This is a genomic window from Kitasatospora sp. NPDC042419, from assembly GCF_056437345.1.
The window spans coordinates 98,588-114,074 of record NZ_JBWKAW010000010.1; the positions used below are offsets into that span (position 1 = coordinate 98,588).

The 15,487-nt window shown below is 76.3% G+C and carries 10 protein-coding genes; 5 read left to right on the forward strand and 5 right to left on the reverse strand.

What is annotated here, in order from left to right:
• Positions 1–134: 134 nt before the first annotated feature.
• Positions 135–3,734, reverse strand: a complete 3,600-nt coding sequence (locus AC067J_RS20585) for an AfsR/SARP family transcriptional regulator (RefSeq protein WP_478301151.1) — start codon at positions 3,732–3,734, stop codon at positions 135–137.
• A gap of 334 nt (positions 3,735–4,068) precedes the next feature.
• On the opposite strand from AC067J_RS20585, the gene AC067J_RS20590 reads away from it, so the two are divergent.
• Positions 4,069–4,746 (forward strand): NAD(P)H oxidoreductase, encoded by a 678-nt coding sequence (locus AC067J_RS20590; protein WP_478301153.1) that lies wholly within the window; start codon positions 4,069–4,071, stop codon positions 4,744–4,746.
• Positions 4,747–4,854: 108 nt separating this feature from the next.
• Here the strand turns inward: AC067J_RS20590 and AC067J_RS20595 are convergent, their stop codons facing one another.
• The 3 genes from AC067J_RS20595 to AC067J_RS20605 form a co-directional block, all read right to left on the reverse strand.
• Complete coding sequence (locus AC067J_RS20595; RefSeq protein WP_478301154.1) at positions 4,855–8,385, reverse strand: tetratricopeptide repeat protein; 3,531 nt, start codon at positions 8,383–8,385, stop codon at positions 4,855–4,857.
• Positions 8,386–8,970: 585 nt separating this feature from the next.
• Entirely contained in the window at positions 8,971–9,501 is a 531-nt protein-coding gene (locus tag AC067J_RS20600; protein ID WP_478301155.1) for a hypothetical protein, read from the reverse strand.
• Positions 9,502–9,587: 86 nt separating this feature from the next.
• Complete coding sequence (locus tag AC067J_RS20605; protein ID WP_478301157.1) at positions 9,588–10,559, reverse strand: LysR family transcriptional regulator; 972 nt, start codon at positions 10,557–10,559, stop codon at positions 9,588–9,590.
• A gap of 166 nt (positions 10,560–10,725) precedes the next feature.
• Here AC067J_RS20605 and AC067J_RS20610 point away from each other — a divergent pair, with 166 nt between their 5' ends.
• The 4 genes from AC067J_RS20610 (at position 10,726) to AC067J_RS20625 (ending at position 14,471) form a co-directional block, all read left to right on the forward strand.
• Positions 10,726–12,072 (forward strand): MFS transporter, encoded by a 1,347-nt coding sequence (locus AC067J_RS20610; protein ID WP_478301159.1) that lies wholly within the window; start codon positions 10,726–10,728, stop codon positions 12,070–12,072.
• 358 nt (positions 12,073–12,430) lie between these two features.
• Positions 12,431–12,973 carry a hypothetical protein gene (locus tag AC067J_RS20615; RefSeq protein WP_478301161.1) on the forward strand — a complete coding sequence of 181 codons (543 nt, stop codon included), beginning with the start codon at positions 12,431–12,433 and terminating at the stop codon, positions 12,971–12,973.
• 192 nt (positions 12,974–13,165) lie between these two features.
• The gene (locus AC067J_RS20620; RefSeq protein ID WP_478301163.1) at positions 13,166–14,047 is read left to right on the forward strand and encodes a TIGR04222 domain-containing membrane protein; all 882 of its coding nucleotides are present in this window, start codon (positions 13,166–13,168) and stop codon (positions 14,045–14,047) included.
• 211 nt (positions 14,048–14,258) lie between these two features.
• The gene (locus AC067J_RS20625) at positions 14,259–14,471 is read left to right on the forward strand and encodes a hypothetical protein (RefSeq protein ID WP_478301164.1); all 213 of its coding nucleotides are present in this window, start codon (positions 14,259–14,261) and stop codon (positions 14,469–14,471) included.
• 129 nt (positions 14,472–14,600) lie between these two features.
• On the opposite strand, the gene AC067J_RS20630 is transcribed toward AC067J_RS20625, so the two are convergent.
• Positions 14,601–15,416: a class I SAM-dependent methyltransferase gene (locus tag AC067J_RS20630; protein ID WP_478301165.1), complete on the reverse strand. Its 816-nt coding sequence runs from the start codon at positions 15,414–15,416 to the stop codon at positions 14,601–14,603.
• Positions 15,417–15,487 lie beyond the last annotated feature (71 nt).

Below are 15,487 nucleotides of genomic sequence, written 5' to 3' on the forward strand. Positions count from 1 at the left end.
GGAGTCGGAGGGGTGCTCCGGCTGCCGGATCGACAGTCGGCCATGAATGTACCCAGATGATCGTTTTCGTTCGTACTATTTCGAAAAACCTGTGCCCGAAGGGGCAGAACCGGCATGAAAGTCCGTTTTCCGAATCATGATGACGATGTGTCATCAGATGGGGCGTCGGCCGGAGCGTGCTGCCCGGCCGGAGCGAGCAGTTCGGGCAGGGCGTGCTGCCCGGGCGGGGTGAGACGGGCCAGGTGGTCGGCCAGGGGGATCCGCTCACCCCGGCAACGGGCGGCTTCGAAGCCCTGCTCACCGAGGACGAGGGTGGCGCGGGCGGTGATCCGGTCGGTGTCGAAGCGTTCCGCCGGGGGCAGCGGGGAGCCGACCGAGCGGCGGAGTCCGGCAGCGGTGCCGAGGAGTTCGGCGGCGTGCTCCGCGTCGCCCCGGTCGGGCTCGGGGTGCGCGCGGCCGGACCCGGAATCCGGTGACGCGCCGAGGGAGCGGGCGCCGGCCAGCCCCTCCACGGCGAGCGCCACCGCCCGGAGGTCCCCGGTCCGCTCGGCGGTGTGCAGGCTCTCCAGGTGGAACGCGGTCGCGCGCCCGGCGTCCCCCCGCTGTTCGGCGGCGAAACCGAGCTGAGCGAGGATCAGGGCGGTGCCGGCGTCGACACCCTGGTCGCGGTTCCAGGCGAGCCAGGGGCGGAACAGCGCCTCGGCGGCGTCGAGGTCGCCGCGGCGACGGGCGGTCAGGGCGAGCCCGGTGTCGGCGAACTGCTGGGCCGGCCGGTGCGACTGCTCGGCGGCGAGCCTCCGGGCCCGCTCGTGCAGCCGAGCGGAGGCGTCGAGGTCTCCGGTGAGCAGGGCGATGCGGCCCGCCCGGGAGAGCCGGAAGGACAGGTCGGTCCAGAGCCGCAGCTCCTCGGCCAGCCGGATGCCCTCCTCGTGCAGCAGACGGGCCCGGTCGTAGTCACCGGCGATCTCGGCGAGCACGCCGAGGTGCTCGGTCGCCTGGAGGCGGCCCCAGCCGTCGCCGAGCTCCGCGAACAGCGCGGCGCCCTCGGTGGCGTGGCGGCGGACGGCGGGCAGGTCGCCGCGGTAGCCGGCCTGGACCGCGAGCGTGGCGTGGGCGGCCGCCTCGCCCCAGCGGTCCCCGGTCCGACGGAACTCCGCGAGCAGCCGGGCGGCCTCGGCGCCCCCCGTGCCGGACCGGGTGAAGCCGCAGCGGGCGAACCCCAGCAGCCAGCGGGCCCGGGCCTCGGCCGGCGGGCCGGTGCCGCTGTCGCCGCCGGGGCCGGAACGGGAATCGGAACCGGAAGCGGCCTCGGCCGCACGGCCCGTCGTCGGAGCGTCCTCCGGATCAGCTTCGGCTTCGGCTCCGGCACCGGCGTCGGTGCCGGCGTCGGTGCCGGCCTCACCGGTGAGCAGGGCGAACGCCGTCCGGCGGGCCAGGACGGCGGCGCGGGCCGCGTCGGCGGGCCCGGCGAGGTCCAGCACGGCGGTCAGCCGGCGGTGCGCCTCGGCCGGGCGGCCCCGCAGGAACCAGTACCAGGCGAGCGCGTTCACCAGACGGGTCGCCAGCGCGGTGTCCCGCTGCCCGACGGCGTCGGCGAAGGCGGCGCGCAGGTCGGCGTTCTCGCGGTCGAGCCGGTCCAGCGCGGCATGCTGGCCCGGCCCGTGCAGCAGCTCGCCGGTGCGCTCGGCCAGTTCGGTGCAGTACGCGCGGTGGCGCAGCCGGACGGCCGCCGTCTCACCCGCTTCCTCCAGCCGCTCCAGCCCGTACGCGGCGATGGATTCCAGCAGCCGGTAGCGGGGGCCCTCGGCCTCCCCGCTCACGCAGACGCCGGGCGAGGCCGTCGCACCCGAGCCCGCAGGACCTGAGCCCGTCGTACTCGACCCCGTCGCACCCGAGCCCGCAGGAGCCGAGTCCGCCGGACCGGAGCCTGCCGTACCCGAGCCTGCAGGACCGGTGCCCGCCGGAGCGGCGCTCACCGAGACCAGCGAGCGGTCGACCAGCCGGCCGAGCGTGTCCAGCACGGCGGACGCGGGCAGGTCCACCCCGCCCGTGCCGAGCCCGCCCGCTCCGGAACCGCCGCCCGCCCCCGGGTCGGGCGTGGCGCACACGATCCGGGCGGCGTCGGCCGTGCAACCGCCGGCGAAGACGGCGAGGCGGCGCAGCAGCGTGCGCTCCTCGTCGCCGAGCAGCTCCCAGCTCCAGTCGATGACGGCGCGCAGCGTGCGCTGGCGGGCCGGGGCGTCGCGGCGGCCAGCGGTGAGCAGCCGGAACCGGTCGTCCAGGCGCGCGGCGATGCTGTGCACGCCGAGCGCGCGCACCCGGGCGGCGGCCAGCTCCAGGGCCAGCGGGATGCCGTCCAGCCGGGCGCAGATCGCGGCGACCGCGTCGGCGGTGGCGGGACCGAGCGCGAATTCGGGTGCGGCGGCCCGCGCACGGGCGGTGAAGAGCGCGATCGCGTCACTCTCGGCGAGCGGCTGGACCAGGTGGAGCGCCTCGCCGAGCAGGGCGAGCGGTTCCTGACTGGTCGCCAGCACGCGCAACCCGGGCGCCTGCCGGAGCAGGTGCGCGGTCAGCTCAGCGGCCTGGTCGACGAGGTGCTCGCAGCCGTCGAGCACCAGCAGCAGGTCCCGGGTGCGCAGGGCGCGGGCCAGCTGGTCGGCGGCCGATCCGGCGGCGTGGTCCTCGCGGAGGCCGAGGGCGGCGGCGACGCCCGCGGCCAGGTCACCGGCGAGCGGGGTGAGTTCGACGAACCGGACGCCGTCGGCGCGGTCGCCGGACGCCTGTGCGGCCGCCTCCAGGGCGAGCCGGGTCTTGCCGACACCGCCCGGTCCGACCAGGGTGACGAGCCGGCCGTCCCGCAGCATCCGGCGCACCTGGGCCGCGTCCGCCGTCCGGCCGATCAGGGGAGTGACCGGGGCGGGGAGGTGGCCGCCGCCTGCCTCTTCCGGTGCGCCCGCGCCGGCGACGGCCGGTGCCGCCAGTGCGGGGTCCTGCCGGAGCAGGGCGGTGTGCAGTTCGGTGAGCTCCGGCCCCGGGTCCAGGCCCAGCTCCTCGGCCAGCAGGGCCTTGAGCTCGGCGAAGCCGGCGAGGGCCTCGCTCTGCCGGCCCGCCCGGTACAGCGCGCGCAGGTGGGCGGCCCGGAGCCGCTCCCGCAGCGGGTGCTCGGCCACTGCGGCGGCCAGCCCGTCGGCCAGCTCGCGGTGCTCGCCGAGGTCCAGCCGGGCCTCGGCGGACGCCTCCAGAGCGGTGAGGTACTGCTCGTCCAGCCGGACGGACACCGCTTGGGCGAACGGCGCGTCACGGAACTCGGCGAGCGCCGGGCCGCGCCACAGGGCGAGCGCCTCGCCGAGCAGCCGGGCCCGCCCGCCCTGGTCCCCGGCCCGGTGCGCCTGCTCGGCCCGGGCGGTCAGCGCGGCGAACCGGCCCGTGTCGACGGCCTCGTCGGCCACCTGGAGGGCGTAGCCGGCGGGCGTCAGGGCGACCAGCGCCCGTGCGCCGGGTTCGGCCTGGTCGAGTGCGCGGCGCAGCTGGGACACCTTGGTCTGGAGGGTGTTGGCCGGGTTTCCCGGCGGCCGGTCCTCCCAGAGGTCCTCCACCAGCCGGTCGACCGGGAGCGGCCGCCCGTGGTGGGCGAGCAGATCGGCGAGCAGGGCACGGACCTTCGGTTCGCGGACGGTGACGGGCGTGCCGTCGTCGGTGTGGATCCGCAGGGGTCCGAGCAGGTCGAAGCGCATGACGCCACGTTAGGTGGTGCCGTTTCGGCGCCGGCGGGCGGGGTTTGCGCCCGAGTGTGCCCGAGTGCACGCGGAGCGCGCGAGACGGGCGGACGGACCGGAAGGCGGACGGGCAGACGGGCGGGCGGACGGGAGAGCGGTCGTCGGACGGCGCCGGGCGGGTGCCCGTGCGCCGGTCGTGAGCGGCCCGTGCGCGCGGCCGGACAGTGTGGTTCCCGTGAACGGCGCCCCCCGGGGCCCGCCGGACGACCGCCCCCGCGAGGCCACCCGACCGCCACCCGACCACCTCCCGACCACCTCCCGACCACCTCCCGACCACCCGAGGAGAACCACCGTGACCCACTCCGCCGCCCACGAGACCCACCCCGCCGTCCACCCGGCGGCCGAGCCGGGACAGCCCCCCGCGAGCGGCCTCCCGGCCGGCCCTCGGCCGCAGGCCCTGCTGGTCCTCGCCCACCCGCGGCCCGACTCGCTGACCGCGCAGGTGGCGGCCCGGGCCGCGCGCCGGCTCACCGCCGCGGGCTACCGGGTGGACCTGCTCGACCTGCACGCCGAGGGCTTCGACCCCCGGATGACGCCCGAGGACGAACCCGACTGGCAGCACCGGGACAAGGCGTACTCCGAGGACGTCCGGACCCACATGCGGCGGATCGAGGCCGCCGACGTCATCGTCCCCGTCTTCCCGCTCTGGTGGTTCGGCCTGCCGGCCGTCCTCAAGGGCTGGATCGACCGGGTCTGGAACTACGGGTTCGCCTACGGGCGCAGCCGGCCGCGGCTCGCCGACAAGCGGATGCTCTGGCTCGGCCTGAGCAGCTACTCGGCGGACGAGTTCGCCACGCTGGGCTGGGACACGACGGTCCCCCAGCTGCTCAAGGTCGGCATCTCGGAGTTCTGCGGCATCACGGACGCCTCGGTGGTCCTGCTCCACGACTCCCTCGCCGCCGGCGAGCGCCTGCTGGCGGAGGCGGACCAGGCGGTCGACGCCCTCCTCGCCCCCGCACCGGTCGGCTAGGCCACGGCGCCGCGCGCCGACGGGCTCCGGGCGGTCCCTCCGCCACGGGACCCCGAGGTCCGCCGCCCGCCACCCGCAGTCCGCAGTCCGCAGTCCACCACCCACCATTCATCGCGCAATGCCCACCCCCGCCGTCCCGGCTGCGCCCCGCCGCTGTCCGAGGACGCGCAGTGCCGCCTCGGCCCGGGCCGCGACGGGCGGCTCCGCACGGGTCAGCTCGACCACGTACAGCCGGAGGTCCTCCAGCGAGGTGCGCGCACCGGCGACGCTGAGGAAGGCGTGCGCCAGAGCCTCCGGAGCGGCGTCCCCGACGACCAGCCCGTGGACGAGGCGCCGCACCGTCGCCTCGAACGGGTCCTCGGGATCGTCGTAGGGGGCTTCGAGGAAGGCGCTCCAGTCGGCGGCGGAGGCCGCGCGGCCCACCTCGAACAGCCGCAGCATGGCCACCTCCGCGAGTACCGGCGCGGTCACCGCGTCCGCCGGCGACGCCCCGGCCAGCACCTCCCGCGCGGCCGGCAGCCGCCCGTCGTGCCGGAGCGCCGCGACGAGGGCGCACCGCACCGCCGTGTCGGTGGGGTCGAGGGCGAGGACGGCGGTCAGGTCGGCGATGGCCTCCGCCGACCGGCCGGCCTGGCGGTAGGCCTGACCCCGTTCGGCGTGCGCCCAGATGTACTCGGGGTTGCGGGCGAGGGCGGCGGTGAGGTCGGTGATCGCCTGTTCGGCGTGACCGGCCTGCCGGTGGGCCTGGCCCCGGGAGCCGAGTGCCCAGCCGTCGTCGGGGTCGAGGGCGATCGCCGCGTCGAGGTCGGCGATCGCCTCCTCCAGGTCGCCGGCCAGCCGGTGGACCTCACCCCGCAGGGCGTGCGCCCAGGCGTACTCCGGGCTGACGGTGACGGCGGCGGTGAGGTCGGCGATCGCCTGTTCGGCGCGCCCCGCCTGCCGGTGGGCCTGGCCCCGGGCACGCAGCGCCCAGGCGTACTCGGGGCTGAGGGCGAGGGCGGCGGTGAGGTCGGCGATCGCCTGCTCCGGGAGGTCGGCCTGCCGGAACGCCTCACCCCGCCCGGCGAGGGCCCAGGCGTACTCCGGGTCGAGATCGAGGGCGGTGGTGAAGTCGGCCACGGCCTCCTCCAACCGGCCGGTCTGCCGGTGGGCCTCCCCGCGTTCCGCGAAGACCCACGGGTAGTCGGGGTTGAGGGCGACGGCGGCGGTGAGGTCGGCGATGGCCTGTTCGGCGCGGCCCGCCTGGCGGTGGGCCTGGCCGCGGGAGCCGAGCGCCCACGCGTACTCCGGGTTGAGGCCGAGCGCGGCGGTGAAGTCGGCGATCGCCTCCTCCATGCGGCCCGACTGCCGGTGGGACTCCCCGCGTTCCGCGAACGCCCAGGCGTACTCGGGATTGAGGGTGACGGCGGCGCTGAGGTCGGCGATCGCCTCCTCCCGACGGCCCGCCAGGCGGTGGGCCTGGCCCCGGGAACCGAGCGCCCAGGCGTCCTCGGGATCGAGGAGGACCGCGACCGTGAAGTCGGCGACGGCCTCGTCCAGCCGGCCCGCCTGCCGGTGCGCGTCGCCCCGCTGGATCCGGGCCCAGCCGTACTCGGGGTCGAGCGCGATGGCGGCGCTGAGGTCGGCGATCGCCTCGTCCAGCCGGCCCGCCTGGCGGTGGGCCTGGCCGCGGGAGCCGAGCGCCCAGGCGTCGTCGGGATCGAGCGCGATGGCAGCGGTGAAGTCGGCCATCGCCTCCTCGACGTGGCCCGCCAGCTGGTGGGTCTCGCCACGCCGGGAGAGAGCCCAGGCGTACTCGGGGTCGAGGGCCAGCGCGGCGCCGAGATCGGCCAGCGCCTGCTCGTAGCGGGCGTGCCAACTGTGCACGCGGCCACGGTAGGCGAACGCCTGCGGGAGGTCGGTGAGGGTGGCGACGGCCAGGTCGAGATCGGCGAGCGCGTCGTCGTCACGGTCCTCGACGAAGTTCTGGTAGCCGCGGTGGGTGAGCGCCCAGGCCCGCACCCGGGCCGGCAGGGCCGGGGCGGTCAGCGCGTCGAGGGTCTCCATGGCCGCCTGCTCGCCGGCGCCGGCCGACTTGATCCGGTCCGCCCAGTGCGTGAGGTCGGCGTCGTCGCTGTCCAGCGCGGCCTGGTGGAGCATCTCCGCCCACACGGCCAGGGCGTCCGGGGCCTCGCCGGCGGTCCGGGCGGTGTGTTCGAGGGCCGCCGGCAGGCCGGCCAGCGGGTCCGCGCACAGCCGGTGATAGGTCTCGTTGAGCAGGTGACGCCGCCAACGCGGGTCACCGGCCCGCCGGGTCACCGGAACGTGCCGCTCCACCCCGGTGCGCGCCGCGGCGTGGTTCTCGGCGAGACGGGTGTGGGCAGCGGTCCACAACCGGGGCACGTGGGTGCGGCGCCGGCGGAGCATGCTGGTGCGGACCACCGAGTGGTACTGCCGGAAGTCCCCGTGCCCGGTCACGAAGGGCTGGCCCAGCAGCCACTCCCAGGTGGCCGGTTCGGCGTCCGGGACGGCGCACGCGAAGAGGTCCTGGTTCAACTGCAGCGGCAGCGCCGCCGCCACCACGGTCTCACGGCGCTCGGGCTCGGGGATCCACTGCAGGAACCGCACGACGGCCTGGTCGACGAGGTCCGCGCCGACGTCGGCGACGACGTCGACCGCGCCGGGATCGGCGTGCGCGAGGAGGGCGACCAGCAGCGGCAGGCGCATCGACATGCGGAGGACCGCGTCGACGACACCGGGGTCGGTGACGCCCCGCGCGGCGAGCAGGTCGCGGGCCTCCTGTTCGGTGAACACCTCCAGCGGCACGTCCACCAGGACGGGCCGCCACGGCGCCCACTCCCGCTCCGCGAGCTCGTCCCGCCCGGCGAGGACGAAGACGACCTCCAGCGGCAGCGCGCCGAAGGCGTCGTCGATGGTCTCCCGCAGCCACCCGTCGAGGTAGCGGCCGGTCACCTCCCAGGTGTCGAGGAACAGCACGATCCACGGGTGCCGATCCCGGTCGCGTTCGCAGATCCGGCCCAGCTCGGCGACGAAGGCGCGGCTGAGTGCCGACTCGTCGCCGTCGCCGCCGCGCCGCCGCTGGCGCACGCCTGCGACGAGGCGGTCCGCGCCCTGGGCGACGGTCTCCGGACTGGCCATGGCCGCGACCACGCCCGCCCCGGGCAGCATCGCCGCGGCACCGAACGCCGCCTGGGTCACCAGCCGGGCCGGCAGCGAGGCCGTGTCCCCGCCGGGCGGCTGCTCCGGCACGCGCTCGGCGGCGGCCTGCAACGCGCGCCGGTACTGCTCGACCGCCTTGTCGAACTCCCTCAACGGGCCCGCCTGTTCGGCCAGCTGCCGGGCGAACGCGGTCAGCGTGGTCTCGACGCCGTGGACGTCGGTCTCGTCGACCAGTGCGGTCAGCGCCCCCGCCCGGTGGGCGGCCTCCCGCCACTGCGCCAGGAGCGTCGACTTGCCGACCCCGCCCACCCCGCGCACGTGGAACAGGAAGTCCGCCGGATCCGGGCCGGCGTCCGGGTCGGGATTCTTGGCGAGATTCTCCACGAACAGCGCCAACTGCGCCCGTCGGCCGATGAACTGGGCTCCGGCTCGCTGCCGCACCGCCTCCGCGCGCGACAGCCGCCTCCTTGCCTGTGCCATCCCACCCCCTGTCGGAACCGCCGGCCGTCGGTTGCAGCCGGCAGCCAGCAGGCAGCCGGTAGCAGACCGATGGCCCTGCGCGCGAAGGCCGTTGGGACGACGGTAGTGAACTGGGCGTGGGGCTGTCTGTACTTTCGGCCGTCCCCGGCGTGCGCCGCGGGTCCGGGAGCCCCGCCCGGACGCCGCCCGCTCCGGCGGCCGGGCTCGGCCGGCCCGGGCCGAGGCCGGGTCGGCCCGGCCGCCGGAGCGGGCCAGGGGCGGGGCTGGGGGCGGGCCTGCGTCTGCTTCAGGGTCTGCTCCGCCGGCCGGGCCGGGGGCCGGGCCGGGGGCCTGGCCGGCGCTGGAAGCTTTGCAAAGACGACGCTTTGCAAAGTGTTTTGCAGATTCATCATGCACTGGAGCGGAAGAGCTAGACAGAGAAGCAGAGGCTGATCAACGCACGGAGCGTCTCTTTGCAAAAGTCCGGGACTTTGCAAAGAGACGCTCGATCGTTCAGTGCTGAGGGGGCCGGACCGGCCCGGGAGCGGGTACGCCCGTCCCCGTGCGGGGCTTACCGCAGGGCGCCGGGCCTCGCGGCGTACGGGCTTACAGGATCGTGATGTCGAAGCCGGCGGTGTTGTCGGCCGGGGTCGGGTCGCCCGGGAGGTTGACCTCGACGGTCCCCTGGACGACCTCCGGGTCCATGCCGGAGGCGACGGAGATCCGGACGTCGGCCGTGGTCGTGGCGCCGGCGGCCAGGCCCGCCGGGAAGGTACAGGTCACGGTGTGGCCGAACGGGCCGGTGGAACAGGTGCCGTCGGGGGAGGTGCCGGTGCCGACGACCCCGGGCGGCAGGTGGACGGCCAGGGTGAACGGCTCGCCGGTGGCGACGCTGCCGGTGTTGGTCACCACGGGGTGCAGCATCGTCGAACCGCCGTCGGCGACCGGGGCCGGGTTGGCGGCCGTGACCGCGAGGTCGGCGCCGCAGGTGGCGGCCGCCGCGGCCGGTCCGGCGGCGAGGAGCACCACCGCGCACGCCGCCTGGACGGCCCTGTGGAACAGCTGCTGGGACATCGCGCTCACCCGTTTCGTCGTCGCTTCGGCGCAGGCCGGGTCCGGCCGCGCCACGGTCAGCATCGACGGCTCCCACCGCGCGGCGCGGGGGACACGTCGGAGGACCACTCGGACGGGTGGGCGTGCCGGGGCGGCGAGCTGTCGGTGCCTCAGACCCGGACCTGATCCAAGGTCGCGGCCCGGGCCCGGACGTCGGTACCGGCACCGGCCTCGACGAGGTCCGGTACCGCCCGGACGGTCTCGGCCAGGATTCCCGCGAACGCGCGGACCGCGGCCGTCTCGTGGCCGGCCCGCCAGACCAGGCCCAGCGCCGAGTCCGGCAGGCCGGTGACGGGCAGGTAGCTGAGGTCCGCGCGCCGGTGGTGATCGGCGGTCGGCCGGCAGAGCAGCAGGGCGCCCTGGCCGCCGGCCGCCAGCGAGAGGCCCTCCTGCAGGGTGCGCACCTCGGGGCCGGCCGGGATCGGGACGCCGTCGGGGGTGCGGTCGGGTGCCTGGGCCTGCCGCCAGTACTCGGGGGCGGGCCGGGCCAGGGAGATCAGGGACGTGCCGGCCAGCTGCTCGGCGTCCACCGAGGCGGCCCCGGCCCACGGGTGACGGTGCGCGACGGCGAGGTAGTGCGGCTGCCGGGAGAACACCGGGCCCAGCTGCAGCCCGTCCTCGGCGACCGGCAGCAGGACCGCCGCCGTGTCCACCTCGCCCCGGTGCAGTGCGCCGAACGGGTCGGACAACGGGAGTTCGGTGATCTCGACGGCGCAGTCGGGCAGTTGCCGCCGGAACGCGGTCACGGCGGCGGTGAACCCGGCACCGGTGCTGCCCTGGAACCCGAGCCGCAGCAGCCCCTGCAGCCCGCGTGCCGAGGCCCGGGCCCGGTCGACCGCGCCCCGCAACGCCGCGTAGGCGGGGCCGAGTTCGGCCAGGAACTCCTCCCCGGCGGGCGTCAGCCGCACCTGCCGACTGGTGCGGTCGAGCAGCCGCGTCCCGACCCTGCGCTCCAGCGAGCTGACCAGCTGGCTGACCCGGCTCTGCGAGACCAGGAGCCGCTCGCCGGCACGGCCGAAGTGGAGTTCCTCGCTGACGGCGAGGAAGCACTCCAGTTCGCGTAGATCCATGCTGCCGCCCATGGCGGGGACTCCTCTCGGTGCGGCGCCGGTCGACCGGTGCGCGGACGGGTGGGGCGGGGTGGGACGTGGCGGGACGGTGCGGTGCGGGCCGATCGATGAGCCCGCCTCATGGAAGCGTGAGTGATCCGTCCTTGTTCCCACCTGCGCGGACGCGTTGGCTGGACGCATGGCAGAGCACCCCCTACCGTCGCCCACCACCGAGCGGCCGTCCCCGTCCTCCCTCCCCTCCCCTTCCCCCTCCGTGCCCCGGGACCGGGACCGGGACCGGGACCGGGACCGGGACCGGGACCGCGACCCCGACCGGGCTGCGGCGGCGCGGCCACCGGGCGGTTGGCCGGCCGTCCTCGCGGTCGCCGCCGCGACCTTCGCCGTCGTCACCTCCGAGATGATGCCCGTCGCGCTGCTCACCCCGATCGGCGGTGCGCTCGATGTCACCGAGGGCACGGCCGGACTGACCCTCACCGTCACCGGGCTGGTGGCCGCCGTGTCCGCCCCGCCGCTCACCGCCGCGCTCGGCCGGTGGGACCGCCGCCGGGCGCTGTGCGTGCTGCTGGTGCTGCTGGGCGCCGCCAACCTGCTGGCCGCGTGGGCGCCGGTGTTCGCGGTCATGGTGGTGGCCCGGGTGCTGGTCGGGCTGGCCATGGGAGGCGTCTGGTCGCTCGCCGCGGGGGTGGCGGTCCGGTTGGTGCCGCGCGCCTCGGCCGGGCCGGCGACCGCGACGGCCTTCAGCGGGGTCGCGCTCGCCTCGGTCCTCGGGGTCCCCGCCGGCGCCTTCCTCGGCGGGGCGGCCGGCTGGCGGGAGGCCTTCGCGCTCCTCGGTGGCCTGGCACTGCTCGTCGCCGCGGTCGTGGCGCTGCTGGTCCCGCCGCTCGCCGCCGAACGCACGCTGGGCCTGGGCGGCGTGCTGCGGCTGGCGGCCGTACCGGGCGTGCGGACAGGCCTGATCGTCGTCGCACTCCTGGTGACCGGTCACTTCGCCGCTTACACGTACGTGCGCCCCGTCCTCGAAGAGGTGTCGGGCGCCTCGGTCGGGCAGGTCGGCATGCTGCTGCTGGTCTACGGGGCCGGTGGGATCGTGGGCAACTTCGTGGCCGGCGCCGTGGTGGGCCGCGGTGTGCGCGCGGCGGCGGCCGCGATCGGTGCGGCGCTCGCGGTCACCGTCCTGGCGATGCCGGTCCTCGGCACGGGCGTGCCGGGCGCCGCCGGCCTGGTCGCGCTCTGGGGTCTGGCGTACGGGGGCGTCTCGGTGACGACGCAGACCTGGGTCACCCGGGCCGCCCCCGGCGCGAGCGAGGGCGCGTCCTCGCTGTTCGTCGCGGTCTTCAACGGAGCCATCGCGCTGGGCGCCCTGACGGGCGGCCGGACGGTGGACGGCCTCGGCCCGGCCGCCGTCCTCTGGCTGGGCGGCGCGCTCGCCGCGGCGGCCCCGCTGTTCGTGGCCGTCCTCCCCGGTCCGGCCGCCCGCCCGGGGCCGGCGGGCGGCCCTGACGCGGCCGCCCCACCGCGAGGGTGAGCGGGCGGGTCGGTGAGTCGCCTAGGTGAGCGGCCGGGCCGGTGAGTCGACCGGCGACCGGCGGGTGAGGCGGCGGACCCGTGAGCCGACGGGTCGCGAGGCGGAGGGCGGCTCGGACGCGGACCGGGCCGCCCTCCGCCCACTGCCCGCTGACGGCCTGTGCGGCGGTCCGTGGGGAGCCTGCCCCCTTCCCCCGGCGTCCCGCCCCCCTTCCCCCTGCGTCCCGCCTCCTTCCCCCTGCGGCTCGCCGCCGGTCTCCGGGGCCGCCGGCGGTCCTCCCGCGGCCGCCGGGGGACTGGTGGTGGTCCGGGGGCGCGGTGGACACTGGCGAGTCCGGGCAGGGCGGGAAGGGGGTGCCATGACGGGTGGATTGCGCATGGCCGCCGTGGCGGGGCTGGCGGTGGCGTCGGTGCTGTGGGCGGCCCTGGGGACGGACGTCGGCGCGCCGGTGACCGCGGCCGTCGTCGAGGTGCTGCTGATCGTGGCGTTCGGGCGCGCGGAACTGCGCCGCCGGCGGCACACCGCGGCCAGGCGGAAGCTGTGGAGCGGACCGTGGGAGCAGGTCGTCCTGACGGCGCCGGACGGTCCGGGGGTCACCGTCGAGCAAGCGGTCGAGCTGTTCCCGCCGATGCTCCCCGGAACCTTCGCCCGGCTGCTCCGTCTGCACCGGATCCGCCCGTTCCGGCGCGTCACCTCGCATACCGGCAACGCGGACCCCGTGCAGTACCCGGCCGCCGCGATGTACGCGCTCGCGCTGGACGTCCGCGCGGGCCGGGTCCGGGTACCGCCCGAGACGGGGCGGGACCGGCTGGTCGAGGCCCTGGGCCGGGTCGCGTTCCTGGCCTTCCTGGCGGCGTCGCCGGCGGTCCCCCTGCTCGTCTGGCTGGCGAACCGGGGCTGACCCGGCCGGGGCACTGCCCGTGGGCCGCCGGCGACCGATGGGCTGTCGGAGCCTGCCCGTAGCCTGGGAGGGCCACCGGGCGAGCCGCCGGGGGCGGCCGGCCTCGTCGTCGGCCGAGGCAGCCCGGCGGACCGGTTGGGCGGACCGGCCGGGCGGGCCGGGCAGGTGGGTCGGGCGAGTGGGGGAGGGCGCGTGGTGGAACCCGGACTGTCGCTCTACGAACTGGCGTTCGTGGCCGGCGGGACAGAACGCGTCGTGGACACCGCTCTCGTGCGGATGCACCGGGAGGGGCGGCTGGTCGTGAACGCGAGGACGGCGGTGGCCACCGTCGTCGACCCGCGCCCGGCCGACGACGTGGAGGCCGCGCTGCTCGCGGCCGTCGGGCCGGGACTCCGCCGCGCGGTGTGGGAGGTGCGCGCGTCGGTGCGGAACCACCCGACGCCGGCCGCCGTGGGCCGCGGAGCGGCCGTCAGGAAGCTGGTGGGCCGGGGTTGGGCGGTCCGGCTGCCGGTGAGCTGCCTGGGTCTGGTGCTGCTCTTCGTCCTTTTCCTGGGACTGATGTCGGCCGCCATCGCCTGCGCGGGCGTGGCCGTCTTCGCGTCGGTGGGGGAGACGGAGGGGCCGGTGCTGGGGCCGTTGGTGGCCGTGGCCGTCCTCGTGGCGCTGATGTACCTGGTGATCCGCTTCGCCACCTGGGTGTCCGACCGGACCGCCGACCAGCCCGCAGACCGGCGGTCCCGGCAGGCGCGCCGCCTGCTGGCGGCGCTGGCCGCGGCCGGGGAGGTGCCCGAGGCCTGGCGGCCGACGCCGGAGGCCTGGACGCCGAGCGGGCCGACCGTGCTGGGCTCGGTCGCGCTCGACGGCCTGCGGTCGCCGGTCCTGGACCCCCGGTCGGCGGCGGCGCTCCGCGGGCTGCTGGCCGTGGATCCGTCCGAGCCTGAGCCCGTTCCAGGGGCGGAGACCGAGACGGAGCCGGATCCGGAGCCTGCGCCCGGGTGGGAGCCGGCACCGGCACCGGAGTGGGCGTCGGATCCGGATCCGGAGCGGGACTGGGGGTGGGACCGGGCGCCGTAGCGCGGTCGGTCCTCCACGAGCCCGGTGGCCGGCGACGTGCGGCCGGACGGCGTACCGGGTGTCACCCTCCCGACGTAACTTCTCACCCGTTCGGCCCGTTCGGGTTGCGGGAGCGCCACCCTTTCCACGTTCGTGTGCAAACGTGTCTCCGCCCGCCCTGTTCGGGCCGGCCGTAGCCAGCTACTGAACCTTTGACCAAGGAGAACCTGAGATGTCGGTTCGTGGAAAGCTCCGCAAGTTCGCCGTGATCGCGACCGTCGCCGCCGCGGCTGCCGTCGTCACGCCGACCGTCGCGGTGGCGCACGGCGGGGGCCACGAGGCCCAGCCCTCCTCGTCGTCGGGCCTCCAGGCCGGAAACGCCGCCGTCGGCCTCGTCGGCCCGCGCGCCAACTGGCTGCAGTGGTTCGACCGGAGCAACGGCTGATCCACCCTCACGCCCCGGAGCCTCGGCTCCGGGGCGTTTTTCGTGCCCGCGCCCCCGTCCGCCGGCGCTGCGAGGGCAGGGCCACACAGGGCAGGACAGGACAGGACAGGGGGCCGTGCCGCGCCGTGCCTACGCCGGCTTCGTCGCGCGGAGCGAGTACATCAGCGGGACGCGCGGGTGCCCTTCCGGGAAGCGGTACTCCGCGCCCTGCTCCAGTACGGGGAACCGGGCGAACAGCGTGTAGTCGTGCTCGTGCAGGAACTCCAGGCGGAGACCGGTGGCGGTCAAGGCGCTGATGACCTCCCCGAGGCCGTGCTGCCATTCGACCGACACGTTCTCCATGGTCGTCGCGGACTGGTCGGCGTAGGTGCCGGGCTCGTCCCAGACGGTCGGGTCGCGGTGGAAGTAGTCGAGCTCGACGGTCCGGCCGTCCTCGGCCAGGGTGTCGGCGAACGGGTGGAACTCGGCCAGGTAGAGGAAGCCGCCCGGGGCGACGAGCGCTGCCGCCGTCCGGGCCCAGCTCTCGATGTCCGGGAGCCAGCACAGGGCGCCCAGACCGGTGTAGACGATGTCGAAGGTCTGCGCGTCGAGCGCGTCGACGGCGTCGTACACGTCGGAGGCGACGAAGCGGGCCGTGTCGGCGCCTATCTTCCGGGCGACGTCGGCCGCGACGGCGACGGCCGGTTCGGAGAAGTCGAGACCGGTGACGGTGGCTCCGCGCCGGGCCCAGGAGAGCGTGTCCAGGCCCATGTGGCACTGGAGGTGGAGCAGGGTCTTTCCGCTGACGTCACCGACCTCCGTCAGTTCGAAGTCCCGGAGCGGATCCTTGCCCGCGAGGAAGCCGGGGATGTCGTAGAAGTCGCTGGCTGCGTGGATCGGGACGCGTTCGTCCCAGTTCGCGCGGTTCGCCGCGCGCCAGTCGGCGGGAGCCGGAGTCTTGGTCATGACCGGCCACGCTAGCCAGCGGCCGGTGCCGTGCTCAAGCGGTTTACGCCGCCTGGCGGCGTCGCTCCGGT